Origin of the sequence: Pedobacter zeae (assembly GCF_014196715.1) — a bacterium.
GTDB classification, from domain to species: domain Bacteria; phylum Bacteroidota; class Bacteroidia; order Sphingobacteriales; family Sphingobacteriaceae; genus Pedobacter; species Pedobacter zeae.
Window position 1 is genome coordinate 852,130 of the sequence record NZ_JACIEF010000002.1, and the last position, 17,194, is coordinate 869,323.

Sequence of the window (17,194 nt, forward strand, 5' to 3'; positions counted from 1 at the left end):
CCCAATGGAAGATTATTTTTCAAGGATATGCGCTCTTTTTATCCCGAGTTTTTTAATTTTTGAGTTCAATGTTGTTGGTGGTATCCTGAGTATTTCTGCTGCGCCATTCTTGCCTGATATTTTTCCTTTACAGCTTTTAAGTATGGATAGAATATGATCGCGCTCGTTTTCATGGATCGTTTTGATTTTTTGCGCTGTTCCATAAGCGCCCGTATCAACCTGCTCAATTTTTGGTAAATGGATATCTTTTAGCACGGTACCATGGCAGAGCAGTATACTCCGTTCTATCAGGTGCTCCAGTTCGCGCACATTGCCGGGCCAGGGGTATTGAAGTAATCTATTCATGCTGCTCTTTGATATGGCATGTACGTTACGGCCGGTTTTCTTTCCGATTTTATCTATGAAGTGAGCAACCAGGGCAGGGATATCTTCAGTTCTTTCTTTTAAAGAGGGAATATGGATAGGGAACACATTTAGCCGGTAGTAGAGGTCACTTCTGAAATTCCCTTTAGCTACTTCTTGGTGTAAGTCGCGGTTGGTAGCTGCAATAATCCTGACGTCGGTTTTGATCGTCTGTCTTCCCCCGATCCGTTCAATTTCTTTTTCCTGTAATGCCCTTAGCAGTTTTACCTGAAGATCAAGCGAAAGCTCACCGATTTCGTCAAGGAAAAGGGTTCCGTTATGAGCGAGCTCAAATTTTCCGATTCGCCGGTCCAGCGCCCCGGTAAAACTGCCTTTTTCGTGGCCGAAGAGTTCACTTTCTGCCAAACCGGCCGGTAGTGCCGCGCAGTTGATCTTTACCATTAAGGCTTTATTTCTGGCCGAGGCGTTATGAATTGCGCGGGCAATGAGCTCTTTTCCTGTGCCGGTTTCTCCTAAAATAAGCACAGTGCTGCTACTGGTGGCCACCTGATCAATTAAATGAAATACTTTTTTGAGCAGCGCACTTTCGCCGATGATCTCGGTATGATTGTACTTTTGGCTGATCTCTTCTTTTAAATAGCTTTTCTCTTCTTCGAGTTTTAGCTTATAAGTATTGATCTCATCGAGCTGTTGCTCGATCTTTTCATTGGCCAGGATATTTGAAATGGCAATTGAGATCTGTAGTGATATCCCCTGAAGAAGATCAAAATAAATATTGGAAACGGTTTTGCGGTGCTGGGTATAAATATAAAAAAAGCCTATACATCCCGAGCTATCGGTCATCCGCAGTCCAATCATTTCTTTTATCCCCTTGTTTTGCCAGAAGCCCAGCCATGCGGGAGCGTCAGGCCATTGCATTACTTCATCAACATCAAAGACTATTGGATCTGTCGACGCAATCATTGCCCTGCACATGCCATCCTCCAGAGGGTATTTCTTTGATGCCTTAGGCGGAATGCCTGCGGTTTTCAGAAAATCCTCTTTCTGATTATAGATGAAAGGACTGTGGGTTTGCTGATCGGAATTGATCAGGCAGATAACGAAGTGATCAAAATCGAAGAGTTTTTTTAGTTTTTGATCGATGACATCGAAAAGATCAAGCTTATGGCGTACAGAGGCAATGGCATGGCTGATGGAGAGGATAATTTTATTCTGATCCTCTTTTTGGGCCAGGCTTTTTAGTAAACGGGCATTCTCCTGTTCAAGGACTTGAATAGTTTGCTTTTCAGCGCAGATCTTCTCTTGATTGTTAATTTCAGATAACGAGCCTTTGCTTTCCATCATGCTAAAATAGGTATATAAATGCTTAAATGCGAATAGTTGGCTTTTATAACTTACGCTATTTCGTAAATTTATTTTATAATTCTTTGTTTATCAATTGTTTGAATTTATTTTTTGATTTTTTTTAGCTCGTAATTTTTCGCTAATACAATGGTGATGGCCGCTTAGAATTATTTTTCAGGGCTCGTAAATCGACGATATATGGTTAATATTAAATTGCTTCTGATTTTGTAATCGGCTATTAGATAGTGTTTTATGTTGTGGTATGCTTGTTGGAAATAGCAGGGAAACAAAAATATTATATTATGAAACCATCACCAGATTTGTTATCACCGGAAAATCATGCATTAGTATTAATTGATTTTGAAGGACAAATGGCTTTTGCTACCAAAAGCATTTCAATCAATGAGCTTCGTACCAACGTAGCGATCATTTCAGGCGCTTCGAAAATTTTTAACGTGCCTACCATTGTAACTACCGTAATGGAAGAGCTGTTCGCTGGCCCTGTTTTTCCTGAGATTGAAACATTCTATCCACAGGCGAGCTCAAATTATATTGACAGGACCTCAATGAATACCTGGGAAGATGAACCGGCTTACAGAGCGATTACCGCAACAGGCAAGAAAAAAATTGTTTTGGCAGGTTTATGGACCAGCGTTTGTATTGTTGGCCCGGCATTATCAGCTTTATCAGAAGGCTACGATGTTTTTGTTATTGCTGATGCATGTGGTGATGTTAGCGAGGAGGCGCACGAAAGAGCCATGCAAAGAATGATCCACGCGGGTGTTAAACCGATCACTTCAGTGCAATATATTTTAGAACTGCAAAGAGACTGGGCCAGGACTGAAACTTATGTTCCGGTAACCGATTTAATGAAGAAATATGGTGCCGGTTACGGAATCGGAATTCAGTATGCACATAAAATGGTAAAACACTAATACTCATTTCAAAAATAAGATGAAGGTTTATCTGCGTTTGGCTATATTAATGGTGTTATGCTTTTGCGGCTTGACGGCAAACGTTTATGCGCAAGGCATTAAATTAATGCGCTATGACGAGGATTACAGCAACTTGAAAGATTCGAGCAGGAACTTTTACAACGTGTTAAAGTTCCTGCCATTTTCAGCCGACCGGAAAATTTATTTCACATTTGGGGGAGAGGTGAGGGAAGAATTTGGCGGAAAAATTAATGAAGACTGGGTTAAAGATCAGGGTTTCAATTATTCCATACTCCAACGCTATGCTTTATATGCCGATTTAAACATAGGCGAACGCTTAAGGGTTTTTGCCCAGTTAAACAGTGCATTGGAGAGCGGAAGTAAATATGGCCCTGCACCTGTTGATGAAGATCAGCTGGCCGTTCAAAATCTGTTCGCCGAATATCGGATGATCAATCAGCCTGAAAATAAATTGGCCTTAAGGGTTGGCCGCCAGGAAATTAATTATGGGTCGGGCAGGCTGATTTCTGTCCGCGAGGGTACAACAGTGAGGCTATATTTTACGGGTGCAAAAGTGATGTACAGCTCGCCTAAATTTTCTATTGATGCCTTCGTACTTGAATCTGATGAGGTAAATTTCGGGATATTCGATAACCGCCCCAGCCACCAGGCAAATTTGTGGGGGGCGTATTCAAATCTCATTATTCCGAAGGGAGGAAATTTCGATTTTTATTATCTGGGAATCAGAAGAGACCAGGCCCGCTTTGAGGAGGGGATTGAAAAGGAACTTCGCCATACCCTGGCTATGCGTTATTGGAAAGGTGGAGGAGGTTTTATCTACAATATAGAAGCGGCTTATCAGTTAGGTAAGTTTGGCCCTGGTAACATTGATGCCTGGACAACTGCTATAGAGCTAGGGTATGTATTTGATGACTTGAGGTTTAAGCCTTCCGTGAACCTGCGCAATGATTATATATCAGGCGATCAAAAAGTAGGCGACGGTAAGCTGCAAACATTTAATCCGCTGTTTCCAAGGGGAGGCTATTTTGGTTTCAATCCGCTGATTGGACCATCCAACCTCATTGATTTACACCCCTATATTACCCTTGCTTTAACCGGTAAACTCACCGTACAAACCGATGTGGTTTTCAATTGGCGTTATTCAGTAAATGATGGTATTTACCGGCCGAGTGGAAATTTTAATGCTGCCGGATCGATATCCAATCACCGCTTTATCGGAACTACTTATCTGCTAAGTGCCGATTATTCATTTAATAAACACTTATCCTTTAGTTGTGGTGGTCAATATTTTAAGGTTGGTCGCTTTATCAAAGATATTGTTCCCCTATGGGATAATTCACAATTTTTTAATGCTCAGGTATCGTTCAAATTTTAAAAAAATAAAGAAATGAAAAGTACAACAAAGATCCTATCAAAATCACTTAACAGTAAAATAGCTGCCGGGGTGATTATATTTTCGCTATGGATGAGCGGAACCGTGTTTGCGCAACAAGCTACTACAGCAATTGGCACAGCAAAAGTTTGGGGTACGGTAGATGGAATTGCAATTGAAGGTGTAGTTCAGGGGCCTTCTGCCCAGGTAAGCGATTTGCAGGTAGCCTGCGTTTTCGAATATACCGAGGGCGATATCTATAATTCCCCGCCAGCCTTGCCAGCTGCTTTAAACGGTTTAGTGCATTTAGATCAGGATACAAAAGGCCTGTTAACCGAAATCCGTAAGAGCGGCAGGTTTTTGGCCCATGCCAATGAAACCTTATTAATTACACCGCCTAAAGGAACTATCGGCGGAAGGAAATTATTACTGATTGGTTTGGGTGACCGCAATAAATTTACCCCCGGGCTGATGATCAGCGTAGGAAGCGTAGCCATGCGTGAGGCCCTGAAATTGGGTGTCGACAATTTTGCTTTTGCCAGCGACTTAAAGGATGCCGGTATCGATTCGCCAACAGCCCTGGTTGCAGGCAATGTAGTTAGAGGGATTTTTGAGGCCTACCGGGCGCAGCTTTGGTTAAAGGATAAAAAAATGGTTGAGCTTAAACCGGTATCAAAAGTGATCCTGTTAGCCGGGCCGGCATTTTTCACTACGGCAGGAGAAGGCATTCAAGAGGCTGTGGCAGCAATTAAAAATTAAGTTTTAACCCTTAAATACAATACGATGAGTGCAGACATGATTTTATTCAATGGTAAAATTCATACCATTGCAAAGCATAAGCAACAGGTTACCGCAGTGGCGATTAAGGATGGTAAATTCATTGCTGTAGGCAATGATGGTGATATACTGGCTTTTTCAGGTTCATCAACAAAAATTGTTGATTTAAATAAGAAAAGAGTGGTACCTGGAATCAACGATTCACACATCCATCTTATCCGTGGTGGGTTAAATTATAACCTGGAACTGCGATGGGATGGTGTTCCATCGTTGGCCGATGCGCTGCGTATGCTCAAAGAACAGGTAGACCGTACCCCTTCGCCGCAATGGGTACGTGTAGTGGGCGGCTGGTCTGAATTTCAGTTCGCAGAGCGGAGAATGCCCACTTTAGCCGAAATAAATGCCATTGCGCCCGATACACCGGTTTTTATACTTCATTTATACGACAGGGCGTTTATGAACCGGGCGGCACTTCGTGCTGTGGGATATACAAAAGATACCCCGGCGCCCGCTGGAGGGGAGATCCAGAGAGACGAAAGTGGTGAGCCTACGGGTTTAATAATAGCCAGTCCGAATGCCATGATACTATATTCGACGCTGGCCAAGGGACCAAAACTTTCTTTGGCACATCAGGTAAACTCTACCCGCCACTTTATGACGGAGTTAAACCGTTTCGGTATTACCAGCGTAATTGATGCTGGTGGAGGGTTTCAGAATTACCCTGACGATTACCAGGTGGTAAGCGAACTGAACGAGCAGAAGCTACTCACAGTGAGGATTGCCTACAACTTATTTACACAGCGGCCAAAACAAGAATTGGAAGATTTTCAGAACTGGACCAATTCAGTAAATGTATACCAGGGAGACGATATGTACCGTCATAACGGAGCGGGCGAAATGCTGGTTTTTTCTGCCGCAGATTTTGAAGATTTTCTTCAGCCGCGTCCGGATCTGGCCGATAACATGGAAGAGGAACTTGAGCGTGTTGTGCGTTTGCTGGTCGAAAAACGTTGGCCATTCAGGCTGCATGCAACCTATAATGAAAGCATCACCCGTTTTTTGAATGTATTTGAAAAAGTAAACCGCGATATCCCTTTTGCCGGACTGCCATGGATCTTTGATCATGCTGAGACCATTGACGAACGCAATATTGAACGGGTGAAAGCCTTAGGCGGAGGTATTGCCATTCAGAGTAGAATGGCCTATCAGGGCGAATACTTTACCGATCGTTATGGGAAAAAGGCCGCCTTGCAAACTCCTCCGGTAAAAAAAATGCTCGAGATGGAAGTGCCTGTTGGCGGTGGCTCTGATGCTACGCGGGTAAGCAGCTATAATCCATGGGTTTCCATGTTCTGGTTAACTGCGGGCAAAACCGTGGGTGGCTTAAAAATTTATGATGCAGATACTGTATTAACCCGCGAGACTGCTTTAGCGCTTTATACCCGTGGTAGTGCCTGGTTTTCTAACGAACAACAAAAGAAGGGGGATATCCAGGTGGGTATGCTCGCTGATTTAGCTGTTTTGAACCGTGATTACTTTGAGGTATCAGATGAAGAAATAAAAGGTATCGAATCAGACTTAACAGTTGTTGATGGCAAAATTGTTTATGCTAAAGGCGATTTTTCATCTTTCTCACCACCTAAAATTCCGGTTTTGCCAGATTGGTCACCGACCAATAGCTACAATGGTTATTATTCTGCAACAACACACAGGGGCAGTGAGCAAAGTAAGTTGGCAAATGGTAACGCATCTGCTTCGCTTTTGGCAAAGGTACATGTTTGCACAGGGAGCTGTAATGTTCATCAGCATAATCATGATGCGGTAAGGACCAGTAACATACCGGTAAATAATTATACCGCGTTCTGGGGAGCATTGGGATGTTCATGCTTTGCTTTTTAAGGATGGAGAGTATCATTAAATGTTTGCTTTATTCTGATCTGGGATCGGAGTTTAATAATATTGCCGTACTGGTATTCCGGGTGCTACTCATGCTCGAACTTTTTAGGGTACACGGCATGAAAAAGTTCAGTTTAAAAAATGGAGAAAAGGAACATGTTCCCAACCCTTTGGGCTTGCCCGATGGGCTCAATGGCTTGGTAGCCACTTTTTCGGATACGGTAGTTCCATTCCTGGTTGCAATGGGGCTGGGCACACGCTTGTTCATCTTACCATCCATAGGTGTTACCGCAATCGGCTATTTCATCGTACATCGTAAAGATTCATTAGAAGTGAGAGATGTTCCCTATATGTACACTTTAGCGATGCTTTTTTTACTGGCAATAGGTCCCGGAACCCTATCAATCGATCACTATTTACTACAAAAATTTTTTTAATTTAATATCAATCAAACCATTATGGAAGCTAAAATTGGAATCAGCGCGGAACACCTGGCAGAGGTAGCGCATTCTTTAAGTAAAATTCTTGCCGACGAATTTGTGCTTTACACTAAAACCCGTAAAGCGCACTGGAACGTAGAGGGACCCGATTTTTACAATAAACACAAGTTTTTTGAAGAGCAATACAATCAGCTCGCTGATATTATAGATGACGTGGCAGAGCGAATCCGTAAACTGGGCCACTATGCTCCGGCCACGCTTAAGCAATACCTGGAGCTTACACACTTAACGGAGGACGACCGGGGGAAAAACGATGCAACAAGTTATATTAAAACATTGCTTTCAGATCATGAAAGTATCTTAATTCACTTAAGAGAGAACATTAATAATTATGCCACAGCCTTAAAAGATGCCGGAACAAGCGATTATATTACCGCATTAATGGAAACACATGAGACGATGGCGTGGATGTTAAGGGCTCATTTATCTTAATAATCAAATATGGAAGAAAAGCAGAACAACGTCTGGTTTGTAACCCTGGTATTAACGCTCATAGCTGGCTATTGCGACAGCATTACATTCGTTGCGGCAGATAAGATATTTTCTGCGCATGTTACCGGAAACTTTATCGTTTTTGCCTACCAGCTCATCAAAGGTGGTGGCGCAGATGCATGGATAAAACTGTTAACTTTTCCGGTATTTATGCTATCGGTGATGGTAGGCGGATGGATTGCCGCGAGGTTTTCCAATAAACATTTTTTGCTGCTGATAGAAGGTTTTGTTCTTTTAATTGCCGGTGCTTTGGCCTATGGATTCTGTTATATAAATAATACGGAAGTTACCTGGCCCATGTATGTGGTGGTGATGATTACCGTATTTGCAATGGGTTTCCAGAATGCCTATGGAAAACTTTTTGCCAAAGATACTTTCGGCCCAACCACCATGATGACCGGAAATGTGACCCAGTTTGCGCTTGATATCAGGTCGTATTGCAACTCAGGCTTTAAAAATGCTGATTTTCTTTCGGGAATTTACAAAGGATTGGTTACGCTCGGCGGCTTTTTACTGGGATGTATAATGGGCGCCTGTATTGGGAAATTATTGGGGCTCGCAGGCATGGTATTGCCCGGTATTGCCATGGCAATTTGCTATTTCGCAACAGATAAAAGCAAAGCTTGATTCCAAATGTACGTTCAATCCAAATCTGCCTGTTGCTCCTTTAGTAAAGCGATAATTTTGCTGGCAGTAATCCTGTTCTTGATTCCTGATCTGCTAGCGGGTCAGGAAATTAAGACAAAAACAGCGTTTAATGAGGCTGCGGCAAAATTAGCAATATTAAAAGCGGGCCCTGAAAAGGTTGATGTACTGGTTAATCTAGGCACTTACTACTTGAATCTGCCCGGAGAGGTCAAAACCGATCTGAATACCGCATTGCGTTATCAGGCCCAGGGTTTTGCTTTAGCTAATCAAATACGATATTCTCAGGGTATAGCAAAAGCGTTGATTCTTCAAGCAGATATTACCCGCGAATCGGGCGATAAACCGGGTAGCGAAAAAATATACAACCAGGCAATCGGTTATGCCGGTAAACATCATTTGGTTAATGAACTGGCACGTGCTTATGCTGCAAAAGGTCAGCTTTATGGGAATGAAGGCATTGATTTGGATCAGAAAATCAAATACAATAAACAGGCATTAAAACTATATCGTCAGGCCGGGAACAGATTAGAAGAAGGAAATTCTTTAAACAACCTTGGAGATTATTACAATATCAAAGGGCAGGCCGCTTATGCGATCACCCTGATGGATTCGTCTTTACTTGCTTATAAAGCTGTAGATTTTAAAGAGTTGCAGGGCGTTTACAATAATCTATGTATTGCCAATAACAGCCTGGGTAATTTAGCGCAGGCGTTGAAATATGGTCTGTTGGCAGAGAAAACTGCAGAACAGCTAGGGGATACAACCTTACAGCGAAGCTCCATTAATAATCATTTGGGCTTAACTTATTTCTACTTAAGAAACGACCCGAAAGCGCTGGAATACTGGACTGAGGCCGAAAAAATTGCGGAGAAATACAAAGATCCCAACTACATTCTTACTATTGTAGCCAATATCACCACGGCTTTAGTGCGGATGAAAAGATTTGAGGAAGGGACATCAATTTTGATTAAAACCATTAAAAAATTCCCGCCTCAGGATGTACAGATGAAGCTAAGAATACCTTATATTCTTTTTAATGCTTATTACGATATCAGGGCTTATGCCAAAGCAGAACCTTATTATCAGCAGCTTTTAAAGTTCCATCATGATCTTCCAAAGGATGATCCTAACCAGATCTATCTCTATAGAAGCATTATCAAAAAAATGGTTCACGAGAAACAGTATTCGGCAGTTATGGTATACCTCAGGGAACATGAAAAACAAAGCCTCGAGCAAAAGAATATTTTAGCACTTTCCCAGTTATACAGGCTTTGGTATCACGTAGATTCTGCCCAGAATAAACCCTGGGAGGCTATTGCACACTACAAAAGCTTTAAAAGGTTATCAGATTCGATCGCTAACAGCGAGAAAACAAAGCAGATGGCCGGTTTGGAAATCGAATATCAAACCGAAAAAAAGAATAAAGATATTGCCTTGCTGAGCCAAAAAAATCAGCTACAGCAAGTAAGGATTGAAAGCGATGAGCGAACGCGGTCCTTATTTATCGGGGGCCTGGTTGTTGTGATGCTTTTTGCCGGATTGATTTATAACCGCTATAGGCTAAAGAAAAAAAGTAACCTGATTTTAGAACAGAAGCAAAAGGAAATTAATGAGCAGAATGAATTGCTTCGCAAAATACTCGGAGAAAAGGAATGGCTTTTACGCGAAATTCATCACCGGGTTAAAAACAACCTTCAGATTGTAATCAGTTTGCTCAATACCCAGTCAGCCTACCTCGATAATGACGATGCGCTGATTGCCATCAGGAACAGCCAGAACCGGATGCATGCCATGTCGCTCATCCATCAAAAACTATATCAATCAGATAATCTGGCTGAAATAGACATGGATTGGTACATCAAGGAACTGGTTGATTATATGGTAGAATGTTTTAGCACCGATAGAAAAATCCAGTTTGAGCTTCATACCGAATCCATCAGGTTAGACGTTGCGCAGGCAGTGCCGTTAGGGTTAATTTTAAACGAAGCAATCAGCAACACCATAAAATATGCTTTTCCGGATGGTATGAAAGGTAAAGTATTGATATCCCTTTTGATGAAAGATGAAAATGATTGTGAGCTAAGAATTGCCGATAATGGAGTGGGGCTGCCGGCAGGTTTTGACGCAGATAGTTCAGATTCCCTGGGAATGAGTTTAATGACTGGCTTGACCCTGCAGTTAAACGGTGAGATTGATATGTGGAATGAAGATGGTCTGATCCTCAATATAAGGTTTAAAAAGCACAGCGAACTATCTCCGGAAACCGTTAACCAGATAAACAACTAGCAATGGAATCAGCAGATTTTACCATCCATAATAATACCGGTAACCTTCAGTTCGAAATTGCGCTGGAAGGGGAAGTGGCTTACCTGTCGTACCGGTTTTATAAAAAAGACATCGCCTTTATGCACACGTTTGTGCCTAAAGTTCTGGAGGGCCGGGGCCTTGCTTCGGCGTTGGCAAAATATGCATTTAGCTATGCTAAAGCCCATCAGAAATTAGTGATGGTGTACTGCCCTTTTGTGGCAAAATTTATCAGTACCCATCCGGAATATAACGACCAAATTAATCAATCATACCGCGGGCGGTAAAAAAACAAAAACAATGGAAAATACAATTTTAGGTTTGCATCACATTACCGCCATTGCGGGAAATGCACAACGAAACTTCGATTTTTATACCAAGACACTGGGTTTACGCCTGGTAAAGAAAACCGTAAACTTTGACGATCCGGGTACTTACCACCTGTATTATGGCGACGAAATCGGCCATGCGGGTACGATATTGACTTTTTTTCCGTGGGATGGGATTGGGCAGGGTACTGAAGGAGTGGGTATGGCTACCGAGATTGGTTATGCGGTACCGGAAGGGAGCCTGGATTTTTGGAAAGAACGTTTTAATGAGGCTAAAGTAAAAACGGCCGGGCTTACCGAGCGTTTTGGCGAGCAGCTACTCACTTTCAAAGATCCGGATGGTTTATCTTTAAGTTTAATCGTGCCGGAGACAGAGGATTTAAGGAAACCATGGGAAACGAGTGAGGTCAAAGCTGAACACGCAACCAAAGGCTTTCACAGCACCACTTTAAATTTGCAGCGTATTGATGAAACGGCAAAGGTATTAACAGATATTTTTGGCTACCGCTTATTAAAGCAGGAAGGTAATCGCTACCGGTTTGTTACCGATGCGGTGAAGACTGCTGCTATTGTCGATTTATTGGAAAATCCAGGTGGTAACCGCGGAAGAAATGCTGCGGGCACCAATCATCATGTGGCTTTCCGTGTATCAAATGAAGAAGTGCAAATGGAATTTAGAGAGAAAATCAGGAGTAAAAACTTAAATATCACGCCAAAAATTGATAGAGATTATTTCTACTCCCTCTATTTCCGTGAGCCAGGAGGCGTACTTTTCGAAATCGCTACCGATAATCCTGGCTTTACAGTAGATGAACCGCTGAATGAGCTGGGCACACATTTAAAACTTCCTCGTCAGCATGAACATCTAAGAGCAGAGCTCGATCAGTTACTCCCAAAAATAAATTAAATCATGGCAGAAATTAAATTAAACATACAGGGTGAGCCCAATTCATTCGATGTATATGATGAGGATGGAAAAGTGGGCGAAATGATTTTTGAGCTAAAAAATCAGAACTTAACCGTTTACCATACAGAGGTAGATACTGAAAAAGAGGGGAAAGGCTATGCAAAACTACTGCTTGATGCTATGGTGAATTACGTTCGCGAAAACAAATTAAAGGTAATTCCACTGTGCCCTTACGTACATTTACAGTTTAGAAGACACGAAGGTTTATATCAGGATATCTGGAACAAAGAACACGAAAATTAACTATGAAAGCATTTATAGAAGCAGGGAAAAGCCTTAGTGAAGCCGAAAATGTTTTAATCATGATCCACGGCCGTGGCGGTACGGCAGAAGATATATTAAACCTGGCACCCAGTCTAAATGTGGATTCTTATGCGTTGGTAGCTCCTCAGGCACCTCACAATACCTGGTACCCGAAAAGTTTTTTGGTGCCGAGGGTAGAAAATGAACCTTATTTATCTGATGCTTTAAAACAGATAGACGATTTGGTCGGCCATCTGGAAAAGAGCGGTTTTTCAAAAAAACAGATTTACTTTCTGGGTTTTTCTCAGGGTGCCTGCTTAGCTTTGGATTACGTAGCTGCTCATGGTACCCGTTATGGTGGCATTGCCGCATTTACAGGTGGTTTAATTGGTGATGTGGTTGATCACCGGAACTACCGTGGTGATTTCGATGAAACCCCGGTTTTTATCGGTAGCAGTGATCCCGATTTTCATGTTCCGGTAAGCAGGGTGAAAGAAACGACTATTTTACTCGAAGGGTTGGGTGCCAGGGTTACTGAGGTTATTTATCAGCATATGGGACATACCATCACCCACCAGGAGATTATGCAGGTGAACAGGTTGATCTTTACCGCGTAAAGAAAAATGGAAAAAGAGACGGCAAGAATTGAGGCATTCAGCGATGGTGTATTCGCCATCGCCGTAACCTTGCTGGTACTGGAGCTCCATGTACCGGCATTTGATGTGGGTAAAAAACCTGCGATGCTACTGACCGAACTAAAGGCAGAATGGCCAGGTTATATCGCTTTTGTTATCTCTTTTTTTAGTATTTTTATTATCTGGGTAAATCATCATAAAGTTTTCAAACAGATTTACAGAAGGGATACCGGGCTGATGTTTGCCAATGGGCTTGTCCTGTTCCTGGTGTCGCTTGTTTCGTATCCCAGCGCATTATTAGCCAGGTTCTACCTGAGTGAGAGTAAGCAAGTTTCGGTAACGATCTATACCGGACTTTTCCTGTTGATCAATATTGCCTTTAACTTATTATGGTACCAGGCCGTTAAGGGTAAGGATTTACTTCGGCCCGGAATCAATGAGCAGGCAATTAAGCAGTTAAGAGATAATTTTCTATACGGTTTTCCCACTTACCTGGCAGCGTTTATAATTTCGTTTTTCTTTCCGGATGCTGCAATCCTAATCTGTATACTATTATGGGTGTTCTGGGCGATATCGTCAAAGAAAATAAATTTCACAGATAAAACGCACCATCCAAATCCCAAGTAACGCCAGGTTATTATTTTATTTTTGACTTAAATCCATCCCTGAGGATTAGGCTCACCTGGTTCTTTGATGAGCAGGTAATTCTTGTTCAGATACGTTATCTCGTCTTTAGCCTGGTCTTTTAGCGAAATATCGTGAGTTGTTTTGCCAGAGTTTTTTCAAATAGTCTTTTAATTCAGGCATTTTACCATTTGGCATATTGTTTGAATTCGCCGGACTGAACTTAACCAGGCATGAAAAACAAAGAACACGCATTAAGCAAGGAAATTTACAGTAAAAAAAAGCCTATTGCTGAAGATTTTTTTAGCGAAAATAAATTCAGGGTAGCGGTTGCCGGTTTCAATTTGAGCGAACTTCTCGAAGGGATATATGCTAAATTGAATCCATTGTTTGCTGTAGATTGTATTGCAATTGTTCTTTATGATGCGCGCTTGAGTCATATTGTCGATTCGCATGTCTGTGGGATGATCTCAGGAAGCATTCCATGTTCATCTTCTGTAGTTGGGCCGGTCGATTTCTCGGAGATTACAAAAGAAATTTCCAGGCTCGATTTTCCTATTCTGCGTTCCAGGGAAGAGTGGGAGGAGGTTTTTGGTCAGAACCACAGGATAGGCAATCACGATGCAGAATACCAATTTCATGGTTATATTCCCATTGAAACAAACGGAAGAATTTACGGAACTTTTGAGCTGCACAATCTGGAACGGCAGCTCAGTACCGAAGGGCTAACCTTTTGCTGTAATGTAGCAGAATTTATTGCCGGTTTATTTTCAGTTACGGAGAAAAAGGGAAAGGAAACCAGTTGGCAACCGGTACTTCATCCCCATTCCGGAGGAGATTGCCATCAAGAAAAAGTGCAGCAGCTGGAAGCCGAAATCGAAAGGCTTAAAAGCAGCCTGGAGGAGTTTCATTTATTCGAGGTAGAAAAAATACCTGGGCTAAATACCCATGAGGAGATTATCGGCCATTCCGAGCAAATGCGCTCGGTATTCAGCTTACTCAGCAAGATTTCGCCCACAGATTCGACGGTGCTTATTCTTGGTGAAACCGGTACGGGAAAGGAGCTCATTGCCAGGGCAATACATCATGCCTCGGGCAGGGCATCAGAAAAACTGATCAAGGTAAATTGCGCGGCGATCCCTCCAAATCTGATCGAGTCTGAGCTGTTCGGACACGAAAAGGGCGCTTTTACCGGAGCTACAGAGAAACGCGTGGGTAAATTTGAACTGGCTGACAAGGGCACTATATTTCTGGATGAAATAGGGGAACTGCCCCTTGAGTTGCAGGTCAAATTATTGCGAGTGCTCCAGGAGAAAGAAGTTGAGCCCATTGGCGGAAAAAAAACTATCCGAACAGATGTGAGGGTTATTTCGGCAACCAACCGGAATCTCTTATCCGAAGTGGAGGCCGGTCGTTTCCGGCAAGATTTGTTTTACCGGTTAAATGTATTTCCGCTAACGGTACCATCATTGAGGGAGCGCAGAACTGATATTCCGCTTTTGGCAACACATTTTCTGAAGAAATTTGCCGCGAAATCCAACCGGGTTTTAGAAGGCTTTTCTAAGAGGGCCATAACCATGCTGGTCAACTATAGCTGGCCCGGAAATGTAAGGGAATTGGAGCATTTAATTGAGCGGCATGTGGTGATGAGCCAGGGGAGGCTGATTAATAGGATCGAAATTCCTGATCAATCGAATTTCAGTAACCAAGATCATAATGGCCCGGTAAAAACTATTTTTGAGAATGAACGGGACCATATCTTTGCCGTACTGGAGTTATGTAATGGTAGAATTTCGGGTAAGAACGGTGCTGCAAAACTTTTGGGAGTTCCGGCAACAACACTCAATTCAAAGATCAAAAGGTTGGGACTGGCAAAGAAACATACGATTTAAACAGCGAAACCACCATCGTACAACATACAGTAGAAAACGAATTTCATCGCTGTGATCATGCTGATGGGAAATTCCAAAAGGCCTGATCGCAAAGTCCCAGCTAATTCTCAGATCATTATCACATAGGATAAAAAATAGTTATTTTCTCCTCTTGAACACTTACAGAAGAAACAGAGGTAGACGAGAATCTTTATTCTTAATTTTTTTATCATAGGACAACTATCTGCCCTATGATAACTTAAGAACTTAGTCCTTCCTATGAAAGCTATTTTTATAACATTTTTTTTATTTCTGCATTTTTTTATAGCCAATGATTCTATTGCGCAGAAAAAGTACCCTTATAACATTACAGGAATAATAAGCAAGCCTGTCAATACAAAAATCTACCTGGCGTTAGATTCTGGTGTGGCTAACAGCCAAAAAAAAATCATAGATTCTGCGGCAATAGTCAATGGTGCATTCAATCTAAAAGGACAAACCAATATAGGCATGTATGCCATATTTGTTTCTTCGAACAAGCAGTGGAAACGTGTATTTGTGGATGGCAGTAAAATCAGCATAATGATGAATAAAGATTCCACCTACATGGCGAAAGTTACCGGTTCGTTAGAAATGGATTTATTGGAACAATTCGATAAAAAAATCAAGCCAATAAAATCAATAGAGCAAAAATTACTGGAAACGATGCTTGGGTATCAAAAGAGACAGCGTACCGATTCATTAAATTTGGTTCTCCCGGAATTTAAGGCGACCCAAGCCAGGCTTTACCAAGAGGTTAAGGAATTTCTTACTGTGCATCCAAACTCGTATGCTGCACTAGACCTATACGATAGATATGGAAAAAAGCTTTACAGTGATTCTGTTATAATTTCGAAAATAAATGCAATGCCGGAAAAATATAAAGAGCTTGGACTATACAGATCAATTCTATCTAAACACCAGTCAACATTAACATTTGCTGTTGGCCATCTTTTTCAGGATTTCGAACTGCCTGAGCATATTGATAACCGGCTGTTCAATACCAAATCTTTAGATGGCAAATATAAGTTAATTGATTTCTGGGCAAGTTGGTGCGTGCCCTGCAGAAATGAAAACCCCAATTTGAAGAAACAGTATAGCAAATACCAGAAAAAAGGTTTTGAGATCGTATCCGTTAGCATAGATACTGATACCCTGGCATGGAAGCGGGCTATAAAAGAAGGTCAATTGCCTTGGAAGCAGGTGATTGCCAGGCAGAAAGATCCCAGAATTTCGGCTTATCATATTATTCAGATACCGACTTCGTACCTGGTTGATCCTAAAGGAAAAATCATAGCCATCAATCCCCGCGGTGAAAAGCTGGAGAAAGAGTTAGCCAAAATATTTAATGATATTTAAAGTTCATATTTATTAAGTATGATCAACTAAATACTTTACGCCCTTTCGTTTCAGTAACCGTTTTGCTGTTGATTGAGGTATTCCATTATTCTAAACTTTAGGTTAGGTGCGATCTTGATGTCTTTGATTTTCTAAAGGCTAATTCGCCTTTAATTTATTATTTAAATGGCTGCAATGGTTTAGCCTAAACTACGCTTATGACCAAAAATTCCCTTTTTTCAACCAGCTTAACCAAATGGATTGTGGGCCTACCTGCCTGAAAATGATTTCAAAATATTATGAAAAGAATTTCAGTTCCCCGGCAAACAAATCTTTTTAAATTCAAACATTAATGCTTTTTCTGGCAGATAAAAGCACTTTTTAGGGTGCTTAAACAAACTGGGCATAAATTTAAACAATCGTGCTATTGTTAAAATCAGAGTTGCCTTAGCTTCGAATAACTAAAAACAACCAGTACCATTATCTTTTTCCTGCC

General features: G+C 41.7%; 17 protein-coding genes. 16 read left to right on the forward strand and 1 reads right to left on the reverse strand.

Annotated elements, in window-relative coordinates:
* Nucleotides 1-12: 12 nt before the first annotated feature.
* A complete protein-coding gene (locus GGQ60_RS10320; RefSeq protein WP_229685028.1) occupies nucleotides 13-1,707 on the reverse strand; it encodes a sigma-54 interaction domain-containing protein in 1,695 nt (564 codons plus the stop codon).
* Between the two features lie 302 nt (nucleotides 1,708-2,009).
* Between GGQ60_RS10320 and GGQ60_RS10325 the strand changes: the two genes are divergently transcribed.
* The 16 genes from GGQ60_RS10325 to GGQ60_RS23170 all read left to right on the forward strand — a co-directional run bounded on the left by GGQ60_RS10325 (nucleotide 2,010) and on the right by GGQ60_RS23170 (nucleotide 17,038).
* The gene (locus GGQ60_RS10325; protein WP_183763304.1) at nucleotides 2,010-2,642 is read left to right on the forward strand and encodes a hydrolase; all 633 of its coding nucleotides are present in this window, start codon (nucleotides 2,010-2,012) and stop codon (nucleotides 2,640-2,642) included.
* A gap of 19 nt (nucleotides 2,643-2,661) precedes the next feature.
* Entirely contained in the window at nucleotides 2,662-4,038 is a 1,377-nt protein-coding gene (locus GGQ60_RS10330) for an alginate export family protein (protein ID WP_183763307.1), read from the forward strand.
* 12 nt (nucleotides 4,039-4,050) lie between these two features.
* A complete protein-coding gene (locus tag GGQ60_RS10335) occupies nucleotides 4,051-4,794 on the forward strand; it encodes a M17 family peptidase N-terminal domain-containing protein (protein ID WP_229685027.1) in 744 nt (247 codons plus the stop codon).
* A gap of 24 nt (nucleotides 4,795-4,818) precedes the next feature.
* Nucleotides 4,819-6,711 (forward strand): amidohydrolase, encoded by a 1,893-nt coding sequence (locus GGQ60_RS10340; RefSeq protein WP_183763310.1) that lies wholly within the window; start codon nucleotides 4,819-4,821, stop codon nucleotides 6,709-6,711.
* Between the two features lie 2 nt (nucleotides 6,712-6,713).
* Nucleotides 6,714-7,145, forward strand: coding sequence for a DoxX family protein (locus GGQ60_RS10345; protein ID WP_183763313.1), 432 nt, complete (start codon nucleotides 6,714-6,716; stop codon nucleotides 7,143-7,145).
* 21 nt (nucleotides 7,146-7,166) lie between these two features.
* Nucleotides 7,167-7,640: a Dps family protein gene (locus GGQ60_RS10350; RefSeq protein ID WP_183763316.1), complete on the forward strand. Its 474-nt coding sequence runs from the start codon at nucleotides 7,167-7,169 to the stop codon at nucleotides 7,638-7,640.
* 9 nt (nucleotides 7,641-7,649) lie between these two features.
* Entirely contained in the window at nucleotides 7,650-8,327 is a 678-nt protein-coding gene (locus GGQ60_RS10355; RefSeq protein WP_183763320.1) for a YoaK family protein, read from the forward strand.
* A gap of 6 nt (nucleotides 8,328-8,333) precedes the next feature.
* Nucleotides 8,334-10,634: a tetratricopeptide repeat-containing sensor histidine kinase gene (locus GGQ60_RS10360; protein ID WP_183763323.1), complete on the forward strand. Its 2,301-nt coding sequence runs from the start codon at nucleotides 8,334-8,336 to the stop codon at nucleotides 10,632-10,634.
* Between the two features lie 2 nt (nucleotides 10,635-10,636).
* Nucleotides 10,637-10,939 carry a GNAT family N-acetyltransferase gene (locus tag GGQ60_RS10365; RefSeq protein ID WP_183763326.1) on the forward strand — a complete coding sequence of 101 codons (303 nt, stop codon included), beginning with the start codon at nucleotides 10,637-10,639 and terminating at the stop codon, nucleotides 10,937-10,939.
* Nucleotides 10,940-10,952: 13 nt separating this feature from the next.
* Nucleotides 10,953-11,888: a ring-cleaving dioxygenase gene (locus GGQ60_RS10370; RefSeq protein ID WP_183763330.1), complete on the forward strand. Its 936-nt coding sequence runs from the start codon at nucleotides 10,953-10,955 to the stop codon at nucleotides 11,886-11,888.
* A gap of 3 nt (nucleotides 11,889-11,891) precedes the next feature.
* Nucleotides 11,892-12,191 carry a GNAT family N-acetyltransferase gene (locus tag GGQ60_RS10375; protein ID WP_183763332.1) on the forward strand — a complete coding sequence of 100 codons (300 nt, stop codon included), beginning with the start codon at nucleotides 11,892-11,894 and terminating at the stop codon, nucleotides 12,189-12,191.
* A gap of 2 nt (nucleotides 12,192-12,193) precedes the next feature.
* Nucleotides 12,194-12,808: an alpha/beta hydrolase gene (locus GGQ60_RS10380; protein ID WP_183763335.1), complete on the forward strand. Its 615-nt coding sequence runs from the start codon at nucleotides 12,194-12,196 to the stop codon at nucleotides 12,806-12,808.
* A gap of 6 nt (nucleotides 12,809-12,814) precedes the next feature.
* Entirely contained in the window at nucleotides 12,815-13,453 is a 639-nt protein-coding gene (locus tag GGQ60_RS10385) for a TMEM175 family protein (protein WP_183763338.1), read from the forward strand.
* A gap of 230 nt (nucleotides 13,454-13,683) precedes the next feature.
* The gene (locus tag GGQ60_RS10390) at nucleotides 13,684-15,342 is read left to right on the forward strand and encodes a sigma-54 interaction domain-containing protein (RefSeq protein ID WP_183763341.1); all 1,659 of its coding nucleotides are present in this window, start codon (nucleotides 13,684-13,686) and stop codon (nucleotides 15,340-15,342) included.
* A 258-nt stretch (nucleotides 15,343-15,600) separates the two neighbouring features.
* Nucleotides 15,601-16,719 carry a TlpA disulfide reductase family protein gene (locus GGQ60_RS10395; protein ID WP_183763344.1) on the forward strand — a complete coding sequence of 373 codons (1,119 nt, stop codon included), beginning with the start codon at nucleotides 15,601-15,603 and terminating at the stop codon, nucleotides 16,717-16,719.
* A 169-nt stretch (nucleotides 16,720-16,888) separates the two neighbouring features.
* Nucleotides 16,889-17,038 (forward strand): cysteine peptidase family C39 domain-containing protein, encoded by a 150-nt coding sequence (locus tag GGQ60_RS23170; protein ID WP_373284793.1) that lies wholly within the window; start codon nucleotides 16,889-16,891, stop codon nucleotides 17,036-17,038.
* Nucleotides 17,039-17,194: the final 156 nt, after the last annotated feature.

Excerpts from the sequence above, each read along its gene's own strand:
- GGQ60_RS10375 (WP_183763332.1), top strand. The coding sequence starts at position 11,892 with ATGGCAGAAATTAAATTAAACATACAGGGTGAGCCCAATTCATTCGAT.
- GGQ60_RS10385 (WP_183763338.1), top strand. The coding sequence starts at position 12,815 with ATGGAAAAAGAGACGGCAAGAATTGAGGCATTCAGCGATGGTGTATTC.
- GGQ60_RS10365 (WP_183763326.1), top strand. The coding sequence starts at position 10,637 with ATGGAATCAGCAGATTTTACCATCCATAATAATACCGGTAACCTTCAG.
- GGQ60_RS10395 (WP_183763344.1), top strand. The coding sequence starts at position 15,601 with ATGAAAGCTATTTTTATAACATTTTTTTTATTTCTGCATTTTTTTATA.
- GGQ60_RS10360 (WP_183763323.1), top strand. The coding sequence starts at position 8,334 with ATGTACGTTCAATCCAAATCTGCCTGTTGCTCCTTTAGTAAAGCGATA.
- GGQ60_RS10345 (WP_183763313.1), top strand. The coding sequence starts at position 6,714 with ATGGAGAGTATCATTAAATGTTTGCTTTATTCTGATCTGGGATCGGAG.
- GGQ60_RS10390 (WP_183763341.1), top strand. The coding sequence starts at position 13,684 with ATGAAAAACAAAGAACACGCATTAAGCAAGGAAATTTACAGTAAAAAA.
- GGQ60_RS10330 (WP_183763307.1), top strand. The coding sequence starts at position 2,662 with ATGAAGGTTTATCTGCGTTTGGCTATATTAATGGTGTTATGCTTTTGC.
- GGQ60_RS10335 (WP_229685027.1), top strand. The coding sequence starts at position 4,051 with ATGAAAAGTACAACAAAGATCCTATCAAAATCACTTAACAGTAAAATA.
- GGQ60_RS10355 (WP_183763320.1), top strand. The coding sequence starts at position 7,650 with ATGGAAGAAAAGCAGAACAACGTCTGGTTTGTAACCCTGGTATTAACG.
- GGQ60_RS10320 (WP_229685028.1), bottom strand. The coding sequence starts at position 1,707 with ATGATGGAAAGCAAAGGCTCGTTATCTGAAATTAACAATCAAGAGAAG.
- GGQ60_RS10350 (WP_183763316.1), top strand. The coding sequence starts at position 7,167 with ATGGAAGCTAAAATTGGAATCAGCGCGGAACACCTGGCAGAGGTAGCG.
- GGQ60_RS10340 (WP_183763310.1), top strand. The coding sequence starts at position 4,819 with ATGAGTGCAGACATGATTTTATTCAATGGTAAAATTCATACCATTGCA.
- GGQ60_RS10370 (WP_183763330.1), top strand. The coding sequence starts at position 10,953 with ATGGAAAATACAATTTTAGGTTTGCATCACATTACCGCCATTGCGGGA.
- GGQ60_RS10380 (WP_183763335.1), top strand. The coding sequence starts at position 12,194 with ATGAAAGCATTTATAGAAGCAGGGAAAAGCCTTAGTGAAGCCGAAAAT.
- GGQ60_RS10325 (WP_183763304.1), top strand. The coding sequence starts at position 2,010 with ATGAAACCATCACCAGATTTGTTATCACCGGAAAATCATGCATTAGTA.